Annotated in this window: 14 protein-coding genes; 8 read left to right on the top strand and 6 right to left on the bottom strand. The window is 64.5% G+C overall.

Features of this window, described 5'->3' with window-relative positions; genetic code table 11:
• Window positions 1-135: 135 nt before the first annotated feature.
• Window positions 136-537, top strand: coding sequence for a hypothetical protein (locus tag Thiowin_RS19080; RefSeq protein ID WP_328984545.1), 402 nt, complete (start codon window positions 136-138; stop codon window positions 535-537).
• A gap of 40 nt (window positions 538-577) precedes the next feature.
• On the opposite strand, the gene Thiowin_RS19075 is transcribed toward Thiowin_RS19080, so the two are convergent.
• Window positions 578-1,468, bottom strand: a complete 891-nt coding sequence (locus Thiowin_RS19075; RefSeq protein WP_328984544.1) for an alpha/beta hydrolase — start codon at window positions 1,466-1,468, stop codon at window positions 578-580.
• 61 nt (window positions 1,469-1,529) lie between these two features.
• Complete coding sequence (gene polA, locus Thiowin_RS19070) at window positions 1,530-4,265, bottom strand: DNA polymerase I (RefSeq protein ID WP_328984543.1); 2,736 nt, start codon at window positions 4,263-4,265, stop codon at window positions 1,530-1,532.
• 150 nt (window positions 4,266-4,415) lie between these two features.
• On the opposite strand from polA, the gene Thiowin_RS19065 reads away from it, so the two are divergent.
• The 5 genes from Thiowin_RS19065 (at window position 4,416) to hda (ending at window position 9,457) form a co-directional block, all read left to right on the top strand.
• Complete coding sequence (locus Thiowin_RS19065; protein ID WP_328984542.1) at window positions 4,416-5,966, top strand: mechanosensitive ion channel family protein; 1,551 nt, start codon at window positions 4,416-4,418, stop codon at window positions 5,964-5,966.
• 102 nt (window positions 5,967-6,068) lie between these two features.
• Window positions 6,069-6,647, top strand: a complete 579-nt coding sequence (locus tag Thiowin_RS19060) for a D-sedoheptulose-7-phosphate isomerase (RefSeq protein ID WP_328984541.1) — start codon at window positions 6,069-6,071, stop codon at window positions 6,645-6,647.
• Entirely contained in the window at window positions 6,644-8,119 is a 1,476-nt protein-coding gene (rfaE1, locus tag Thiowin_RS19055) for a D-glycero-beta-D-manno-heptose-7-phosphate kinase (protein WP_328984540.1), read from the top strand. Before Thiowin_RS19060 ends, rfaE1 begins: the two co-directional genes overlap by 4 nt.
• Window positions 8,120-8,150: 31 nt before the next feature.
• Window positions 8,151-8,741, top strand: a complete 591-nt coding sequence (gene wrbA / locus Thiowin_RS19050) for an NAD(P)H:quinone oxidoreductase (RefSeq protein WP_328984539.1) — start codon at window positions 8,151-8,153, stop codon at window positions 8,739-8,741.
• Window positions 8,742-8,758: 17 nt separating this feature from the next.
• Complete coding sequence (gene hda, locus Thiowin_RS19045; protein ID WP_328984538.1) at window positions 8,759-9,457, top strand: DnaA regulatory inactivator Hda; 699 nt, start codon at window positions 8,759-8,761, stop codon at window positions 9,455-9,457.
• Between the two features lie 22 nt (window positions 9,458-9,479).
• Here the strand turns inward: hda and Thiowin_RS19040 are convergent, their stop codons facing one another.
• Window positions 9,480-11,720, bottom strand: a complete 2,241-nt coding sequence (locus tag Thiowin_RS19040; RefSeq protein WP_328984537.1) for a patatin-like phospholipase family protein — start codon at window positions 11,718-11,720, stop codon at window positions 9,480-9,482.
• Window positions 11,721-11,876: 156 nt separating this feature from the next.
• Here Thiowin_RS19040 and Thiowin_RS19035 point away from each other — a divergent pair, with 156 nt between their 5' ends.
• Entirely contained in the window at window positions 11,877-13,907 is a 2,031-nt protein-coding gene (locus tag Thiowin_RS19035; RefSeq protein ID WP_328984536.1) for a UvrD-helicase domain-containing protein, read from the top strand.
• Here Thiowin_RS19035 and Thiowin_RS19030 read toward each other — a convergent pair.
• Genes Thiowin_RS19030 through grxC form a run of 3 tightly spaced genes read right to left on the bottom strand, consistent with a single transcriptional unit; the run spans window position 13,904 to window position 15,127 of the window.
• Window positions 13,904-14,473 carry a hypothetical protein gene (locus Thiowin_RS19030; RefSeq protein WP_328984535.1) on the bottom strand — a complete coding sequence of 190 codons (570 nt, stop codon included), beginning with the start codon at window positions 14,471-14,473 and terminating at the stop codon, window positions 13,904-13,906. The two genes, Thiowin_RS19035 and Thiowin_RS19030, sit on opposite strands and share 4 nt — an antisense overlap.
• On the bottom strand, window positions 14,451-14,864 hold the full coding sequence (locus tag Thiowin_RS19025) for an RNA-binding S4 domain-containing protein (protein WP_328984534.1): 414 nt from the start codon (window positions 14,862-14,864) through the stop codon (window positions 14,451-14,453). Before Thiowin_RS19025 ends, Thiowin_RS19030 begins: the two co-directional genes overlap by 23 nt.
• Complete coding sequence (grxC, locus tag Thiowin_RS19020) at window positions 14,861-15,127, bottom strand: glutaredoxin 3 (protein WP_328984533.1); 267 nt, start codon at window positions 15,125-15,127, stop codon at window positions 14,861-14,863. The genes Thiowin_RS19025 and grxC overlap by 4 nt, the downstream gene beginning before the upstream one ends.
• 114 nt (window positions 15,128-15,241) lie before the next feature.
• Here grxC and pepN point away from each other — a divergent pair, with 114 nt between their 5' ends.
• Window positions 15,242-17,956, top strand: a complete 2,715-nt coding sequence (pepN, locus tag Thiowin_RS19015) for an aminopeptidase N (RefSeq protein ID WP_328984532.1) — start codon at window positions 15,242-15,244, stop codon at window positions 17,954-17,956.
• Window positions 17,957-17,958: the final 2 nt, after the last annotated feature.

Genomic DNA, 17,958 nt, shown 5'->3' with positions numbered 1-17,958 from the left:
ACGGAACAGAGCCGGGCTGCGAGCGGTCGCTTTTTTGCAACAATGCGCAAAGTTAATCATGGGAATTCACGACCTGGGCTGGTCAGCACCCTGAGCGTCAGCGCGGACTCTTTGGCACAGCTTCGAGGCTCGACCATGTTTGATCGACTGGATGCCATTCAACCCATTGCCTCCACCCGTTTTGGCCATGCCTTGGGCAGTGGTGAAAACGAGCATCACCCGTTGCTTGACGGGCGCCCCTTGCCGCGCAAAGGCACCGGGAGAGGCGACCAGCGTGGCGGCGAGCGGCGCTCGGGCGAGAGACGTCGCAAGGAGCGCCGCTCCAAGGAAAGGCGTGACGCGGATCGGCGCGGTGATCTGCGTCTGGCAACCGAGCGGCGCCTGGAAGACAGACGCGCGCTCGATCGCCGCGATGGTGATCGCCGCCGTACCGAACGCCGTCTGCCGAGCGCACCCAGGTCCAACCTGCGCGGTCCGGCGATCTTTCCGTCGGGTTGGGGGCGAGCGCGCCGCCCGGTGATTGACGACTACGCCTGATGTTGCCGCAGCCGTTGTGCCATGGCCGCCGCTTCCAGCATCACGGCCGGCGTTGCTCCGCCGCGTACAGAAACGCCAGCAAGCGCGGGCTGTATTCAGGAATCTGCTCGCTTGAATCATGATCCCCACCGGGAATTTCCAGCAGTTCCAGTCCGCCCGGCGCGCCACTGCGGGCAATCACCCGCGCATCGCTAATGGGCACCGACCGGTCGGCATCGCCATGCACTAGCAGCACCGGGCAGCGGATGGCCTTGATCGTATTCATGGGCGCGATAGTCGCGAAGCGATGGCCAATTACCCATTCCACATAGCGCGCGACCAGGTCAATGATGGGCGCTGGCAGATGGACCTGGCGAAGATAACGCTCAGTCACCCAGCGCGGGTGGGCAAAGGCTGATAGGCTGACCACGGCCATGACATCATCGCGCCGCGAGGCGCTGAACAAGGCCGCGCCAGCGCCAACCGAATGCCCGATCACTGTAATGGAGCGTGCCGCATTCGCCTGCGTGGCTTGCAGCCAAGCGATGGCGGCATCCAGATCCTCGGCGAAGCGTGGCAGGGAGGAGAAGCTCGCACCCGGGCTGCGGCCATGGTTACGCGCATCGAACAGCAGCACATTGTAGCCACCGACATGTAGGGGCGGAGCAAGCGGCAACATCTGCTCGGCATTGCTGCCCCAGCCGTGCAGAATCACCACCGAGCGGTGACTCTCATCCGCCGGCAGCCACCAGCCAAACAGCGGCTTGCGCGAGCGACCGGGGATGGCGACGGTCTCGAAAGGCAGACCCAGGACGCCGGGATCGGACTGCTCGCGCAGCCGCTTGGCACGAAAACCAAGCTGTATGGCAAGGTGAAACAGCAGCCAGCCCAGCAGCAAGGCAGCGATCAGACTGACGGCAAGGGTGGCGAGGTTCAAGGGTAATGGCAGCATGGAGGACGCAGTTTGCCCGCAGCGCCGAAGCAATCGCCATGCATTCGATCAATGCGGCCGTCTAATGCGCCTCATCCCAATTCTCCCCAACACCGACATCGACAATCAGGGGCACTTTTAGCTCGGCGGCGGATTGCATCAGGGTGCGAATCCGGTCACTGGCGGATTCCACGGCGTCCTCGGTGATCTCGAATACCAGTTCGTCGTGTACCTGCATGATCATGCGCACTGGTGGGCGCTCGCGCTCGATCCAGGCATCGACGGCGATCATGGCGCGCTTGATGATGTCCGCCGCGCTACCCTGCATGGGGGCGTTGATGGCGGTGCGCTCGGCGCCCTGGCGGCGTTGCTGGTTTTGGTGATTGATGTCGGGTAGATAGAGCCGGCGGCCGAACAGAGTCTCGACATAGTGGTCGCGCGCGGCCTGTTCGCGAATGCGCTCCATGAAGGCTTTCACGCCCGGGTAGCGGGCAAAGTAGGTGTTCACATAGGCCTGGGCTTCCCGCCGTTCGATGCCCAGTTGGCGCGCCAGGCCAAAGGCGGACATGCCGTAGATGAGGCCGAAGTTGATCGCCTTGGCCGAGCGGCGCTGGTCCGCCGTGACCTCATCGGGCGCGAGTCCGTGGATTTCCGCCGCGGTGGCGCGGTGGATGTCCTGCCCCTCGGCGAAGGCGGCGAGCAGGCGTTCGTCGCCTGAGAGGTGCGCCATGATGCGCAGCTCGATTTGGGAGTAGTCCGCCGCCAGCAGTCGGTAGCCGGGCTCGGGGATGAAGGCGCGGCGGATAAGTCGGCCTTCCTCGCGGCGGATGGGGATGTTTTGCAGATTGGGGTCGCTGGAGGACAGGCGCCCGGTGGCGGCGACGGCCTGATGATAGCTGGTATGCACCCGGCCGGTGCGGGCATCGCGCATGCGCGGCAGCTTGTCGGTGTAGGTGGAGCGCAGTTTCGACAGGCCGCGATGCTCCAGAATCAGGCGCGGCAGTTCGTGGCCGTCCTCGGCGAGTTTTTCCAGCACGGACTCGGAGGTTGAAGGCGCGCCCTTGGGGGTGCGCGAGACCACCGGCAGGCCGAGTTCGTCGAAGAAAATCGCGCCGATTTGCTTGGGCGAGCCGAGATTGAAAGGGCGACCGGCAACCTCATAGGCTTGTTGTTCCAACGCCGCGACGCGCTCGGCCAACTCACGGCTTTGTTGGTTCAATTCATCGGCATCAATCCGCACACCCAGGCGCTCCATGCGCGACAGCACTGGGATCAGCGGGATTTCGATGTCCTGATACAACGCCTGCAGGCGCTCGTTCTGCTCCAGTCGCGGCCAAAAGCGGCGATGCAACTGGAGCGTAATGTCGGCATCCTCGGCGGCGTAGGGCGCGGCCTGCTCCAGCGCGATCTGATCGAAGCACAGTTGCTTGGCGCCCTTGCCGGCGATGTCCTCGAAGGCGGTGCACTTGTGGCCCAGATATTTCAGCGCCAGCGTGTCCATGTCATGGCGGCTGGCGGTGCTGTCGAGCACATAGCTTTGCAGCATGCTGTCGTGGGCAATGCCTTGGAACCTGATGCCATGGCCGGCGAGCACGTTCATGTCGTACTTGAGATTCTGCCCGAGCTTCAGGCGCGTCGGGTCCTCAAGCAGTGGCTTGAGCGCGGCCAGCACCTGGTCGCGGTCGAGTTGCTCGGGGGCGCCGGGATAGCGATGCGCGAGCGGCAGATAGGCCGCCTCGCCCGGCTCTATGGCAAAAGACAGGCCGACGATCTCGGCTTGCATGTACTCAAGCGCCGTGGTTTCGCTGTCGATGGCGAACAGCTCGGCTTCTTGCAGGCGCGCGAGCCAGCGTTGGAAGGCCTCCTCGGTCAGTATGACCTGATAGTCCGACTCCGCCTTGTTGGCCTGATCGGCCTTGGGGCTGGTTTGCTGCTCCAGTGCACTGGCGGTCTCGCTATCCGCCACCGCCTCCAGGGTTGCCAGCAGCCGGCGTGATTCGATGCGCTGGTACCAGGTACGCAGGCTGTCGGTGTCTGGTTCGGCGGGTGTCAGATCCTCCGGCGCCAGCTCCAACGCCACATCGCGTTTGATGGTGGTCAGCTGTCGCGCCAGCGGCAGTTGCGCCAGATTCGCGCGCAGGTTTTCGCCCACCTTGCCGCCAATGTGATCCGCGTGCGCCATCAGGTTATCGAGATCGCCATGCTCGCCCAGCCACTTGACCGCCGTCTTGGGGCCGCACTTGGGCACGCCGGGAATGTTATCGACGCTATCGCCCACCAGGCTGAGATAATCGACAATGCGCTCGGGCGGCACGCCGAACTTCTCGCGCACGCCCTCGGGGTCGAGCAGGTTGTCGTTCATGGTGTTGACCAAATGAATGCGATCCGTCACCAGCTGCGCCAGATCCTTGTCGCCGGTGGAAATGAGCGTGCGCAGCCCGGCCGCCTCGGCGCGGGTCGCCAAGGTGCCGATCACATCATCGGCCTCCACCTCGGGCACGATCAGCAAGGGCAACCCCAACGCGCGCACGATCTCGCGCAACGGCTCGATCTGTTGGCGCAGGTCATCGGGCATCTCCGGGCGATTGGCCTTGTAATCGGCAAAGAGCGCGTTGCGGAATGTTGGGCCGGGCGCGTCGAACACCACGCCGAGATAGCGGGGTTGATAGCGCTCACTTAAGTTGCGGATCATGTTCAGCACGCCAACCAGGGCGCCGGTCGGCTCCCCGCGCGAGTTGCTGAGCTTGGGTAGGGCATGATAGGCGCGAAACAGGTAACCTGAGGCGTCGAGCAGCACGAGATCGTAGAGCTTTGACATGGTGGCGATGATGACAGGGTTGGAACGGCAGGATCGAGCCAAGGGGGCTCAAAGTAGCACGATGCGACCGCTGGTGGCAGTGGGCATGAAGGAACGCGCGTGCGCTTGGCATGGCCGACATGCCTGCCGGAAAGCTTGCTGGAAAGCCTAATGGACACGCCGATGCAACAGCACAGCAGTCTGTTCGACGCCCTGCTCGACGAGCCGGCCTGGTTGCTCGGGGCCTGCTTGGGATTGTTCGCCCTATGGGAACTTGGATTGCGCAAGTTCGGCGCTCGTGGCCCTTCGACGCCCGTGCCGGGATTGATCGCGACGGCGGATCTGGTGTTGCTGCCAGCGGTGGTGATCCTGGTTGGCACCTTGTTGCGACTGGCGATCGTGCCCTTTGGGAGTGCGCGTGCCGATGAGCCGCTGCGAGTCATCATGGTGTTTGTCTTCTACATGGTACTGTCCTGGTCCCTGGTGCGGGTGGGCGAGGTGTTTCTGTTCGAGAAGCGCGTTGCCGACTATCGCGCCACCGTGCCGGCGCTGCTGCGCGCGATCGGCTACCTCGGTGGCCTGCTCGGTGGCATCAGTCTCTTTATGTGGCAGCAGGGCTATTCCATCACCGGGGTTTGGGTCTCGACCGGCGTGGCCGCCGCCCTGGCTGGATTCGCGCTGCAACGTCCGCTGGGCGATCTCTTTGCCGGTATTGCCATGGGCATTGAGCGCCCCTTTCAAATCGGCGACTGGATTGAGCTGCCAGGCGGCATCGTCGGGCGGGTTGTGGACATTAACTGGCGCGCGACCTGGCTGCTGGGTTGGGACAACAGCCGCCATATCATTCCCAATTCGCTGCTCGCTGGTCAGAACATCAAGAACTATGAAGGCGGCCGGCGTCAGTTCGCGCCCTGGTATTTGGTCAAGGTGCCGGCCGAGGTCGACCCGCGTTTCGCCACCGCCTTGCTGCTCGAGGCCGCCATGCGCGCACCCCACGTGCTCAATCGGCCATTGCCGGTGGTGCGACTGGCCAACGCCATGAGTCAGCCTTATGAATACATGGTGTGGGTGCATTATGACAACTATCCGGCCATGTTTCGCGGCCGCGAGGAGTTGTTCCGCGAAATTCATTATGCCTTTCTCAATGCCGGGATTCATATCTCGCCGCAAATCTCGGAATGGCGCACCCGCCGCGCCGATGCCAATACCCGCGAGCGTCCGAGTATTTTCCAGGCACTCAAACAGCTTGATCTCTCGCGCCAATGGACGGATGAGGAGATCGAGCAGATCGCGACCCCAAGTCGTTATCTCGACTTCGACGCCGGCACTGTGTTGCTGCGCGAGGGTGAAATTGCCGAGGCCTTCGATATCGTGATCCACGGTCTGGTGGAGGCCAGCATCACCTTGCCCGGCGGCGCGAAAGAGGTCACCGAGTTGCTCGGTCCCGGCGATTATTACGGCATCCTGTCGATGGCGACCAGCGAGCCGTCATTTCTTGAGTATTCGGCGCGAAGTGACGTGGTCCTGGTCCGCATCAGCTTCGAGTGCCTGCAGCGGGTTCTGGCCACGCACCCGGACCGCGCCGCCGCCCTGGCCGCCACGGTGAAGCAACGCTTCGATGCCGCCGAGCGCGCGCGCGAGGCCTCCCGCCGCCACGTACCCAAGCGCAGTTTTCGCGACATCCGGCGTCGGATTGAAGAATTGATCGGGCGGCGGGGTTGAGGTTGTCTGCGGGTATTTTGGGTTTGCGTTTGCCATCTCGCAAGAGAAACCCGGATACTTGCCTTTTTTTGACCCGGTTCTATTGAAGACCTCAAAGCCCCGATGCATCAGCGGATTCGCGCCACCCTTGCCGAGCATATCGAGACCATCCAAGCCTTGGCTGACCTCAGCGACGAGATCAAGGCCCTGGCTGAGCTTGGGGTGGCGACGCTCAAGGCGGGCGGGCGGATTTTGTGGATGGGCAATGGTGGCAGCGCGGCCGATGCCCAGCACCTGGCCGCCGAGCTGGTCGGGCGCTTTGAGCGCGAGCGCCCTGGGCTTGCGTCCATTGCCCTGACCACGGATACCTCGATTTTGACCTCGGTTGCCAATGACTATGGCTTCGAACGGATTTTTGCTCGCCAGGTCGAGGCCATCGGGCGTGCTGGCGATCTGCTCATTGGTCTGTCAACCTCAGGCAACAGCTCCAATGTGGTGTGTGCCATGGCGGTGGCCGGCAGGCTAGGGCTGGCGCGCGCCGGGCTCACGGGGTCCGATGGTGGCGCGCTGCGCGAGCAGTGCCAACTCTGCCTGTGCGTGCCATCGCGGCGCACCGCGCGCGTGCAGGAGGCGCATCAGCTCATCGGGCACCTGTTGTGCGATGCCATTGAGGCCGAGATGGCACCAGGTGGCCGGACATGATCCTGGCTGATCCAGTCGCGGTGCGCGCGGCCTTGGCCAATGGCTTCGGCGCTCGGCGCTTGCTGGTGGTCGGCGATCTGATGCTGGATCGCTACCTGTGGGGAGAGGTCCAACGCATCTCGCCCGAGGCGCCGGTGCCCGTGCTGCGACTGCGCCGCGAGACCGAAGTCGCCGGCGGCGCGGCCAATGTCGCGCGCAATCTGGCCGCGCTCGGGCTTGAGGTCGAGCTGGCGGGCGTGATTGGCGAGGATGCCGAGGCCGAGCGGCTGCTTGCCTTGCTGCGCGAGGCTGACATCGGCACCCGGGCCATACTGAGCACCAGCGAACGCGGCACCAGCACCAAAACCCGCGCCATCGGTAATCACCAGCAGATGCTGCGTATTGACCGCGAGGAGACCACCGCCCTGGAAGCCGGTCTGGAGGATGCGCTCTTTGCCGCGATTCAGCCGCTTCTGGCCGGGGTCCATGGCCTGCTGCTGTCCGACTATGCCAAGGGCGTGCTGAGCGGCGGACTTTGCCAGCGCCTGATCCAAGCCGCCCGAGCACTCGGCAAGTCGGTGTGGGTCGATCCCAAGGGGCTGGATTTTAGTCGCTACCAGGGCGCCAGCCTGATGACTCCAAATCGCGCCGAACTGGCCGCCGCCTTGGGGCAGCCGGCAACCGAGCTCCCGCCATTGCTCACAGGCGCCAATCGGCTGCGCGAGACACTGGGGCTGGAGGCGCTGGTCGTCACTCTGGGTGAACTGGGCATGACGCTGATTGACGCCCAGGGCCAACAGCAGATCCCGGCGGTGGCGCGTGAGGTATTCGATGTCTCCGGCGCTGGCGACACCGCCATTGCCGTGCTGGCCGCCGCCCTGACCGCCGGTCTGACAAGGACCGATGCCGTGGCGCTGGCCAATCTCGGTGCCGGCGTGGTGGTTGGGCGGGTCGGCACCGCGCGGCTCGAAGCCGCCGAGCTGCTTGCCGCCATGGAACAGGACAATGCCAGTGCCCAGCAGGCAAAAATCCTCACGCCGGAGGCACTGCTGGAACGACTGCGCCACTGGCGCGATCAGGGCGAGCGCATTGTTTTCACCAACGGCTGCTTCGACCTCTTGCACGCCGGCCATGTCAGCTATCTTGCGCAAGCACGCCAGTATGGGCAGCGTTTGCTTGTTGGCTTGAACAGCGATGACTCAGTGCGCGCGCTCAAAGGCCCGCAACGCCCGATCATGCCCGAAGCCGACCGCGCCCTGGTGCTGGCGGCTCTGGTCGCCGTGGATGCCGTGGTCATCTTCAGCGAGCCCACGCCGCTGGAATTGATCCGAGCCATTCGCCCCGATGTGCTAGTCAAAGGGGCGGATTATCGCCCCGAGCAAGTCGTGGGTGCCGATGAGGTACAGCGCCATGGCGGGCAACTGGTGCTGATTCCACTCTTGCCCGAGCGCGGCACCAGCGCCATGATCGGACGGTTGAAGGCTCAAGTTTGAAACCACTAACAACTAGCAACTAACAACCCCAATGAACTACATCCTAATTCTCTACTACAGCCGCCACGGCGCCACTGCCGAGATGGCGCGCATGATCGCGCGCGGTGTCGAGGAAGAAGGCCTGGAAGCGCGCTTGCGCACGGTGCCGGCTGTCTCGGCGGTTTGCGAGGCTCTCGAGGACAGCATCCCGGCCACGGGCGCCCCTTATGCCACGGAGCAGGATCTGCGCGACTGCGCGGGTCTGGCGCTTGGCAGCCCGACGCGCTTTGGCAACATGGCCGCGCCGATGAAATACTTTCTCGATGGCACCTCTGCCCTGTGGCTGAAAGGCGCCCTGGTGGGCAAGCCGGCGGGGGTGTTCACCTCCACCTCCAGCCTGCATGGTGGGCAAGAAACCACGCTCACCTCCATGATGCTGCCATTGCTGCATCACGGGATGTTGCTGCTAGGCCTGCCCTACAGCGAAACCGATCTGCTGCACACCACAGGCGGTGGTACGCCCTATGGTCCCTCGCACCTGGCCGGTATCAATAACGATCTGCCGCTGAGCGAGGCCGAGTCACGGCTGTGCCAGGCGCTGGGCCGGCGATTGGCGCGCACCGCGCGTGCGCTGGCGGGTTAGGGTTCATCCCGTTTGCCATGCAACAACTCGGTCTGGCGCTGCGCCTGCCTCAAAGGCAAGTCCTTGCCAATTTCATCCCCGGGCGCAATGCCGAGGTGCTGGCCGCGCTGCGTGACTGGATGGTCGCCCAGGGCGCGTCCTACCTGGCCCTGCACGGGGAGTCCGGTTGCGGCAAGACGCATCTACTGCGCGCCGCCTGTGCCGAGCTGGAGCAGCATGGGCAGCCGCTAGTCTACCTTTCGCTGGCGCAGCCCGGTCTGGCGCCAGATGTGTGCGAAGGGCTGGAAGCACTGGGTGCCGTCGTGCTCGATGATCTGCACGCCATTGCTGGCAGCGCCCCTTGGGAGCAGGCACTGTTCGCACTCTTTAATCGCTTGCGCGAGCAGGGCGCGCGCTTGTTGGTCGCCGCCACCCGCCCGCCCGCGGCCCTCGCGCTAACCTTGCCCGACCTGCAATCGCGTCTGTGCTCGGGGCCTAGCTTTCTGCTCCAACCACTCGATGATGATGGACTGGATCGACTGCTAGGCCAGGGCGCGCGCGACCGTGGCTTCGCGCTCGATGCCGCCGCGCGCCGCTATTTGCTTTGCCGCTGCGCGCGCGATCCGGCGACCTTGCTGCGCCTGCTCGATGAGATCGACGCCGCGAGCCTGGCCCAGGGGCGGGCGCCGACCGTCCCCTTTCTAAGCACATTGCTGACCTCCCGCGAGCTCTGCTGACACAGCAGTCGCGGGCCTTAGATTAATAAGGTCGCCCGATGAGGACATAAAATGCGCTATCGCCGCTGGCGGACAGCCCCAGGCCCAGATAGGCTGGACCAATCCAGGTGTCCGAGCCAAAGAAGAGGCTGCCGCCAAGGCGGGTGCCCTCGGGCGCCAGATCGAAGGCGACTCCTTCGGCATCGTTAAAGCGGCTCTCGGGCAGCCAGCCGGCTTCCAACGAGGCGCCAAGAAAGAGTCCGCGCCCAAGCGGCGTGGCCAGGGTGGCGACCTGGCGATAGTAGGCCAGGGAGCCGAACACCATGTCGTTGCCGCGAAACTGCTCGTTGGCATAGCCCGAAAGCGTCAGGAAACCGCCGAGCGGAAACTGGTCGTAATAGGGCATGTCGGTGCCAAAACTGGTGCCGGCCTTGAAGTGCACAGCCAGGGTGTTGGGCCCGGCGCTGCGCGCGCCAAAGGCGGAAAACAGCGTGCGCGCATAGCTTGATTCAGCGCCCAGGGCATCGAGAGGCGCTTGTACCTCGAGTGTCACGCGCCGCCCGGCACGCGGCACGGCGGCGCGATCCAGGGTGTCGTAAGCCAGGCGCCCGCGCAGGCCGGAATCCACCACCCAGCCCACGGGAAGTTCGCGCGAACCCGTATCCAGATTGACATCGGTAATGCCCCAGTAAGGCCCGAGGCGCATCTCCAGATGGCTGCGGCTGAGACCGACATCGGCCCCCAGGCGCGCCCGGGTCACATCGTAGCGGGCAACCCGCTGATCGCCATCAAAGACGCTGTAAGGGGTTTGTTGGACATCGAGATAGGGCGCGACAAAGCCGGAGTGATCGAGGTCGAGCGGCTGGAACCATTCACTAAACAGCCGTGGTTCATTACCCAGTTCAAGCTCGTTGTACCACTCGGCGCCGAGGCGGTTCATCCAGGTCTGGCGATAATTGGCGCGCAATCCAAAGCGGCTGTCGCCCTGATTGTCGCTCGAGAGTTTCAGCCCAAAGCCGAGATAGCCCGGCCCCCAGCCTTTTTCCACCGCATCGACGATCAGCACCTCGCCGCCTTGCGCATCCGGCTCAAAGCGATAGCTGATGCGCTCGAAGTCCCCGCGTCCATAAAGGCGCTGAATATCGCGCTCAAGGTGCTCGCGGCCAAAGGGCTGACCACGCTGGGCTTCGATCAGTGTCTCGAACAGTTCGGCATTCACCCGCTTAAGTCCGGCAATCCGCACCTCGCTGACGCGCTGCACTGGCGCGCCGGCACCAAAGCGCGCGCGCTTCCAGGCAGCGTATTCGGTTTCACTCAGGCTGAAGCGGCGCAGCCGGGCGGCGCTTTTGCGCGCCGCGGCCACTCCGGTGGCGATGGCCTCGGCCGCGCGCGGAAAATCACCCGAGCCGATGTCGCCCAGATCGGGCACAATCAGCAGATCGCGCTGGGGATTGATCTCGGCCAGGGAGGTTTTGACGTTTTGTTCGGTGAGGATGGCGATCATCTGCCCGGTGATGCCCAAGAGATTGTCGAGCTGATCGCGGGGCAGAAAGCCCGAGCCAAGATTGACCACGATCAGATGATCGACATTCATGGAGCGCGCCACATCCACCGGCAGGTTGCGCACCAGGCCGCCGTCGACATAAATGTGATCGCCCCACACCATGGGCGCGAAAATGCCAGGCACCGCCATGCTCGCACGCAGCGCCACCGGCAGTGGGCCCTGATCGAATACCACCATGTCGCCGTTTTCAAGATTTGTGGCCACGGCGCGAAAGGGAATGGGTAGCGTGTCGAAGTCTTGGTTGGTCTCCACACCGCGCAGCAGATCGTTGAAAAACAACTGGACCTTCTGCCCGGCAATGGCGCCCGGCGGCAGTTTGACCTGCCTCCCGCGCACCCCAATCGAGAAATTAAAGCCGCTGGTCAGGCTCGCCTCCTGACGCCGGGACGGCCACTGGGAACGCGGCGGGTTGTCGTCGAACAGCTCGTTCCAATCCACCTCGAGCACCCGATTCTCGAGTTCTTGCGCTGACAGCCCGGCCGCGTAGCCGCCACCGACCAGGGAACCCATGCTGGTGCCGGCAATGGCGTGAATGGGAATGCGCAAGTCCTCCAGCACCTTGAGCACCCCAATATGGGCCGCGCCCTTGGCGCCGCCGCCTGCCAAGACCAGGCCAATGCGCGGATGCTTGGCGGTACCGGCGGCACCGCCTGGGCTTGGCACCAGCATGGCGCAGATGATGATGGGCAGAACAAAGGTCAGGAGCAACCAGCGTGGCATGACAACCTCAGGATGATGTTAGTTGCAATCGGTAAGTGGAGGGTGGGGTTTCCTGTGCGCGCTCTCGCTCACAGGCTTTGCGTGAAAGGGTATCCTATCGTGGAATTTATTGAAACACTCGCGAACCTCGGTACTCGGCAAGTCTGACCAGCAAGCATGCACAATCTCAACCCGGCCCAGGCCGAAGCCGTCAGCCACACCTCGGGCCCGCTGCTGGTCATTGCCGGTGCAGGCTCCGGAAAAACCCGGGTCATCACCCGCAAAGTGGCGTTTTTGATCAAAAAGCGTGGGCTTCCAGCGCGTGCCATCCTGGCGTTGACCTTTACCAACAAGGCCGCGCGGGAGATGAAATCCCGCGTGGGCGAGCTGGTGCGTGGGCGCGCCGCGCGCGGGCTCAGGGTTTCCACCTTTCACACCTTCGGGCTCAATCTCCTGCGTCGCGAACTCAAGCATGCCGGCCTGCGCCCCGGCTTTTCGCTGTTCGACCCCCAGGATGGGGAGGCGCTGCTCAAGGACCGTCTGGCCGAGGCGAGTCTGACCGAGATCGCCCCGGCCGCCGCCCTGGCCCGTATCTCCCACTGGAAGAACGACCTCATCCCGCCCGAGGCGGCCGCCAACGCCGCCGAGGATGATTTCGACGCCGCCCTGGCCGCGCTCTATCGCGATTACGAACGCAGTCTGCGCGCCTACAACGCGGTGGACTTTGATGATCTCATCCTGCGCCCGGTCGCGCTGCTGCGCGAGCAGGCGGCGGTGCGTGAGGCCTGGCAGGCGCGTATCGGCCATCTGCTGGTGGACGAATACCAGGATACCAACAGCGCCCAGTATGAACTGATCCGCCTGCTGGTTGGTGAGCTCGGTGCCTTTACCATGGTGGGTGACGATGATCAGTCCATCTACGCCTGGCGCGGCGCGCGCCCGCAAAATCTGGCCCGGCTCCAGGAGGATTATCCAACACTCAAGGTGATTATGCTGGAGCAGAATTACCGCTCCAGCGGCCGTATTCTCAAGCTCGCCAATGCCTTGATCGCGCACAACCCGCATTTGTTTGATAAGCGACTGTGGAGCGCGCTTGGCCCCGGCGAGCCGGTGCGCCTGCTCAGCTGCCGCGACGAGGCGCACGAGGCCGAGCGGGTGGTGGCCGAGATACTGCACGGGCATTTCGCCGAACAACATGCCTTTGGCGACTATGCCATTCTCTATCGTGGTAATCACCAGGCGCGGGTGTTCGAGCAAGCCCTGCGTACCCATCGCATCCCTTATTTTCTCAGCGGCGGTCAGTCCTTCTTCGCCCGTTCCGAGGTCAAGGACGTGATGGCCTATCTGCGCCTGCTGACCAACCCGGATGACGATGCGGCCTTTTTGCGCGTGGTCAATCGCCCGGGGCGCGGCATCGGCTCCACCACCCTGGAGGCGCTGGGTGGCTTTGCCGGGGCTCAGCATTTGAGCCTGCTGCGCGCCTGCGCCGCCGCGGGTCTCGGCGGCCCGGTCAAGGATCCGCAACGCGCCGAGCTGCGCGCCTTTAGCCATTGGCTCGAGGAACTGCGCGGGCGCTCGCGCACCGAACCCATCGCCAGCGCGCGCGCCTTGCTGAAAGACTGCGACTATCACGGCTGGCTCTACCAGCAGTCCAGTAGCCGCGCGCAAGGCGAAAAACGCATGCAAAATGTCGATGATCTCGTCGCCTGGCTGGATGCCCTGCACAAGGGTGAGCGCTCCGAGGGCAACCTGCGCGACGCTGGACTCGACGACCTGACCGCGCGCCTGAGTCTGCTCGATGTGCTCGAGCGCCAGGAGGAAGACGCTGGTGGCGACCGCGTGCATCTCATGACACTGCATGCCGCCAAGGGCCTGGAGTTCGAGCGGGTGTTTCTGGTTGGCATGGAAGAAGACCTGCTGCCGCACCGCGCCAGCATCGAAGCGGACGATCAAGGGTTGTCCGGCATCGAAGAAGAACGCCGCCTGTGTTACGTCGGTATTACCCGCGCGCGCCGTGCCCTGTGCCTGACGCTTGCTCGCCAGCGCCGCCGCTACGGCGAGACCATCATCTGCGAGCCCAGCCGTTTTCTCGCCGAACTGCCCGAGGGCGAACTGCGCCGCGACAACGACCCCAATGCGGCCGCGGACAGCCGCCAGCGGGGTCGGGCGCACCTGGATGCGCTCAAATCCATGCTGGGTGGAAATTAGCGTGATCGCCGCCGGCGTCGCGCCTGATAAGCGGCGATTTGCTGCACGATCTGGCCGAAGGGCAGGGCGTCGATGCGTCCAAATTCGGCAATGGCGCGCTCAATCAGGGCGTCAATGTCGCCAATCGACAAGGGCAGTTTGCGTGCTGGCCAGAGCGCCTTATGCAAGCCCTGGAGGCCGCCGACCTGCACCCGCAGCGCCTTGTTGTGGGCCAGCGCGGACTGCTGATCCAAGGTTTTCAGCGTGAAGCGGGCCTGGGTGCGCAACATCTCGAGCAGCGCCGCGCAGCGCGCCCGTGCCGGTTCGGCATTGCAGCTCACCCCCTCGCGCTCGGCCAGGCAGAAGCGACTGGCGCGTGAGCAGTCGCATTGGCCGGTCAGAATGGCCTTTTCATAGGGGCAGGCACATTCGTTGATTTCATCGTAGGTTTCGCGCAGTGCCTGGGAGTCCATGCTGTTGGTGGTCTGGTGCTGGTTGTGTGAGGTGTCGCGGTGTGCGGTGCTGGGCGGCCGGGATGCGAGCGGGCAGGGTGGTGGTCCGATCTCACTCCGTCGCGGTTGTTGCACGAAAGGACTCCAACTGGCGCCGGTCGCGCTTGGTCGGACGCCCGCGTGAGCGTGGGCTGTGCTGGGCATTTTCGCGCGCGGCGCGGACGAGTTCCTGGCGGCGCAGGCGGCTGGCTTCGTCCTCTTGGTACAAAAGCGCGGCCTCGCTGGCGGGGCGGCGTTGCTTGGCCAGGGCGAGCACCTCGACCTGCCAAGCCAGCTCGCCTTTATGAATCTCCACCCGGTTGCCGGGGCGCAGCGCGCGGCTTGGCTTGCAGCCTTGGCCATCCACTCGCACCTTGCCGCCATTGACGGCGGCGATCGCGAGCTGACGGGTTTTGAAAAACCGCGCCGCCCACAGCCATTTGTCCAGCCGCTGGCTGGTCTCGGGCGCATCGGCTGCCGCGCTCATGTCGGGTCTTCCCCGCGCAGCAGCGGATCGAGCCGGTCATCCATATCCAACTCGGCCATGTCATCATAGCCGCCGATATGACGCCCATCGATGAAAATCTGCGGCACCGTGAAGCGCTCGCTGCGTTGGATCATCACCGCCTCCTGCGAGGGATCCTGATCGATGCGGATTTCCTCGAATTCCGCTCCTTTTTTATTCAGCAACCGCCGCGCGCGCACGCAGTAGGGGCAGGAGGCGGTGCTGTACATTTCGATTTTGACCATGGCGCCTTCGACTCGACTGATCTGCTTTAATACCCATGGGAATCATCTGGGGGTCGCGCTTGGCCAGCCCGCGCGACCCCGCATCAGGATAACAAGTTTAGGAAGCCGCCCGATATGTATCGCGACACGCCCACGCCGACCCGGCTGCAAGATTACCAGCCGCCCGAGTTCCTGATCGACCGCGCCGAGCTGCGTTTTGATCTCGACGCCGCCGCGACCCTGGTCAGCGCCGAGCTTGCTATCCGGCGCAATCCGGCGGCCAAACGCGGCGACGGCTCGCTGCGCCTTGATGGCGAGCAGCTGGAATTGCTGGACATCGCGCTCGATGATCGGGCGCTGCCGCCGGTCGAGTATCTGCTCGAGGATCAATCCCTGGTGGTGCGGCGGGTGCCGGATCGCTTTTGCCTGCGTACCCAGGTGCGTATTCATCCCATAGACAACACCGCGCTCGAGGGGCTTTATGTCTCTGGCGACATGCTCTGCACTCAGTGCGAGGCCGAGGGTTTTCGGCGGATCACCTATTTTCTCGACCGCCCGGATGTGATGGCGCGCTTTGCCGTCACCCTGGTGGCGGACGCGGCGCGCTATCCGGTGCTGCTGTCCAATGGTAATCCCATCGGCCAGGAGACCGGCCAGAAGACCCAAGCGGGCGATCAGCCCGACGGCCGTCATCTGGCGCGCTGGGAAGACCCCTTTCCCAAGCCAAGCTATCTCTTTGCCCTGGTGGCGGGTGATTTGGCGCGCATGGAGGACAGCTTTACCACCGCCTCGGGGCGCGAGATTGCCCTGCATCTGTATATGGAGCCGCACAACCGCGACAAATGCGATCATGCCATGCGCTCGCTTAAAGCCGCGATGCGCTGGGACGAGGAGCATTACGGCCGCGAGTACGATCTGGACTTGTTCATGATTGTCGCTGTCAGCCACTTCAACATGGGCGCCATGGAGAACAAGGGGCTGAATGTCTTCAATGCCAAATATGTTCTGGCCAGCCCCGAGACCGCGACCGACCAGGACTTCGCTGGCATCGCCTCGGTGGTGGCGCATGAGTACTTCCACAATTGGACCGGCAATCGCATCACTTGCCGCGACTGGTTCCAGTTGAGCCTGAAGGAAGGCTTCACCGTGTTTCGGGATCAGGAATTCAGCGCCGACCAGGTCGGGCGCGATGTGCAGCGCATCATGGATGTCCGCGCCCTGCGCGCGCGCCAGTTCCCGGAAGACGCCGGTCCCATGGCGCATCCAGTGCGCCCGGACAGCTATATCGAAATCAATAACTTCTACACCTCAACCGTGTATGAGAAGGGCGCGGAACTGGTGCGCATGCAGGCGCGCTTGCTTGGCCCCGAGCGCTTCCGCGCCGCGACCGACCTGTATTTCGAGCGCCACGATGGCCAGGCGGTGACCACCGAGGACTTCGTGCGTTGCATGGAGGATGCCAGCGGCCTTGATCTGACCCAATTCCGCCGTTGGTATGAACAGGCCGGCACCCCGGTGCTGGACTGCACGGCCGACTGGGACGCGGAGCAGGGCAGGTATCGGCTGGAGGTGCGCCAGCACACCGATCCCACTCCGGGCCAGCCCGAGAAGGCGCCGCTGCATCTGCCGCTCGCGCTCGGTCTGATCGGTGCCGATGGGCGGGAACTGCCAGTGCGACTGGCCGGCGAAGCGACGCCAGCCGCGCCCGGCACCCGGGTGCTAGAGCTGCGCGAGGCGCGCCAGGTGTTTGACTTCGTCGGGCTCGGCGAGCGCCCGGTGCCCTCGTTGCCGCGCGGCTTCTCGGCGCCGGTCAAGCTGCGGTTTCCCTATTCAGACAAAGAACTGACCCGGCTGATGGCCGCGGATCCAGACGGCGTGGCACGCTGGCAGGCCGCCCAGCAACTGGCCGAGCGGGTGCTGCTGGCGATGGTCGCGGCGGCGGATAGCCCAGCGGCCCTGGAAGGTCCGGCTCCGCAAGCCTTTATGGATGCCTTCGCCGCCGCGCTGCGCGATCCAGACTCCAGCCCGGCGCTGCTTGCCGAGGTGCTGGCGCTGCCCTCGGAGTCCTATCTGGGCGATCAAATGGAGGTGGTGGATGTCGCGGGCATCCACCGCGCACGCGAGGCGCTGATGGCAAGGATTGCCGCTAGCCTGCGCACCGAGCTGCTCGCGCGCTATCGGGCACTGCATGCCGCGGAGCCGGTGGCGGGGCAGGGCACGCGGCCAGACCTGTCCCCAGCCGCCATGGGTCGGCGCGCGCTCAAGAACCTGTGCCTGGGCGTCCTGATGCGCGCGCCCGATGAGGAGATGCTCGCCCTGTGCCAGCGCCAGTATGCCAGCGCCGTCACCATGACCGACCGCATCGCCGCGCTGCGTGGTCTTCTCCGCCTGCGCGACAGCCAAGACGCCGACCTGGCCGAGCAGGCGCTGGCCGATTTTTATCAGCGCTGGTCTGGTGATGCGCTGGTGCTGGATAAATGGTTTGCCATCCAGGCCCAGGCCAGCGTGCCGGGCACCTTGGAGCGCGTCAAACAACTGCTCGGGCATGCGGATTTTTCCATCGCCAATCCCAACCGCGTGCGCAGTCTGATCGGTGCCTTTGCCAGCGGCAATCCGTCCTGCTTTCATGCCGCCGACGGCGGTGGCTACCGGCTGCTGGCCGATCAGATCGGGCGCCTCGACCCCCTCAACCCACAACTGGCCGCGCGCCTCTCGCATCCGCTGACCCAATGGCGTCGCTTCGATGCCGGGCGGCAGGCACTGATGCGCGCCGAGTTGGAAGGCTTGCGCGCGCGCGACGGTGTCTCGCCCGATCTGTTCGAGGTGCTGGGCAAGACCCTGGATGGCTAGGC

The organism is Thiorhodovibrio winogradskyi (assembly GCF_036208045.1).
GTDB lineage: Bacteria > Pseudomonadota > Gammaproteobacteria > Chromatiales > Chromatiaceae > Thiorhodovibrio > Thiorhodovibrio winogradskyi.
The sequence above is the reverse complement of the archived record's forward strand: the minus strand, read 5'-3'. Positions and strand labels throughout refer to the sequence as shown.

Excerpts from the sequence above, each read along its gene's own strand:
- Thiowin_RS19080 (WP_328984545.1), top strand. The coding sequence starts at position 136 with ATGTTTGATCGACTGGATGCCATTCAACCCATTGCCTCCACCCGTTTT.
- Thiowin_RS19075 (WP_328984544.1), bottom strand. The coding sequence starts at position 1,468 with ATGCTGCCATTACCCTTGAACCTCGCCACCCTTGCCGTCAGTCTGATC.
- polA (WP_328984543.1), bottom strand. The coding sequence starts at position 4,265 with ATGTCAAAGCTCTACGATCTCGTGCTGCTCGACGCCTCAGGTTACCTG.
- Thiowin_RS19065 (WP_328984542.1), top strand. The coding sequence starts at position 4,416 with ATGGACACGCCGATGCAACAGCACAGCAGTCTGTTCGACGCCCTGCTC.
- Thiowin_RS19060 (WP_328984541.1), top strand. The coding sequence starts at position 6,069 with ATGCATCAGCGGATTCGCGCCACCCTTGCCGAGCATATCGAGACCATC.
- rfaE1 (WP_328984540.1), top strand. The coding sequence starts at position 6,644 with ATGATCCTGGCTGATCCAGTCGCGGTGCGCGCGGCCTTGGCCAATGGC.
- wrbA (WP_328984539.1), top strand. The coding sequence starts at position 8,151 with ATGAACTACATCCTAATTCTCTACTACAGCCGCCACGGCGCCACTGCC.
- hda (WP_328984538.1), top strand. The coding sequence starts at position 8,759 with ATGCAACAACTCGGTCTGGCGCTGCGCCTGCCTCAAAGGCAAGTCCTT.
- Thiowin_RS19040 (WP_328984537.1), bottom strand. The coding sequence starts at position 11,720 with ATGCCACGCTGGTTGCTCCTGACCTTTGTTCTGCCCATCATCATCTGC.
- Thiowin_RS19035 (WP_328984536.1), top strand. The coding sequence starts at position 11,877 with ATGCACAATCTCAACCCGGCCCAGGCCGAAGCCGTCAGCCACACCTCG.
- Thiowin_RS19025 (WP_328984534.1), bottom strand. The coding sequence starts at position 14,864 with ATGAGCGCGGCAGCCGATGCGCCCGAGACCAGCCAGCGGCTGGACAAA.
- grxC (WP_328984533.1), bottom strand. The coding sequence starts at position 15,127 with ATGGTCAAAATCGAAATGTACAGCACCGCCTCCTGCCCCTACTGCGTG.
- pepN (WP_328984532.1), top strand. The coding sequence starts at position 15,242 with ATGTATCGCGACACGCCCACGCCGACCCGGCTGCAAGATTACCAGCCG.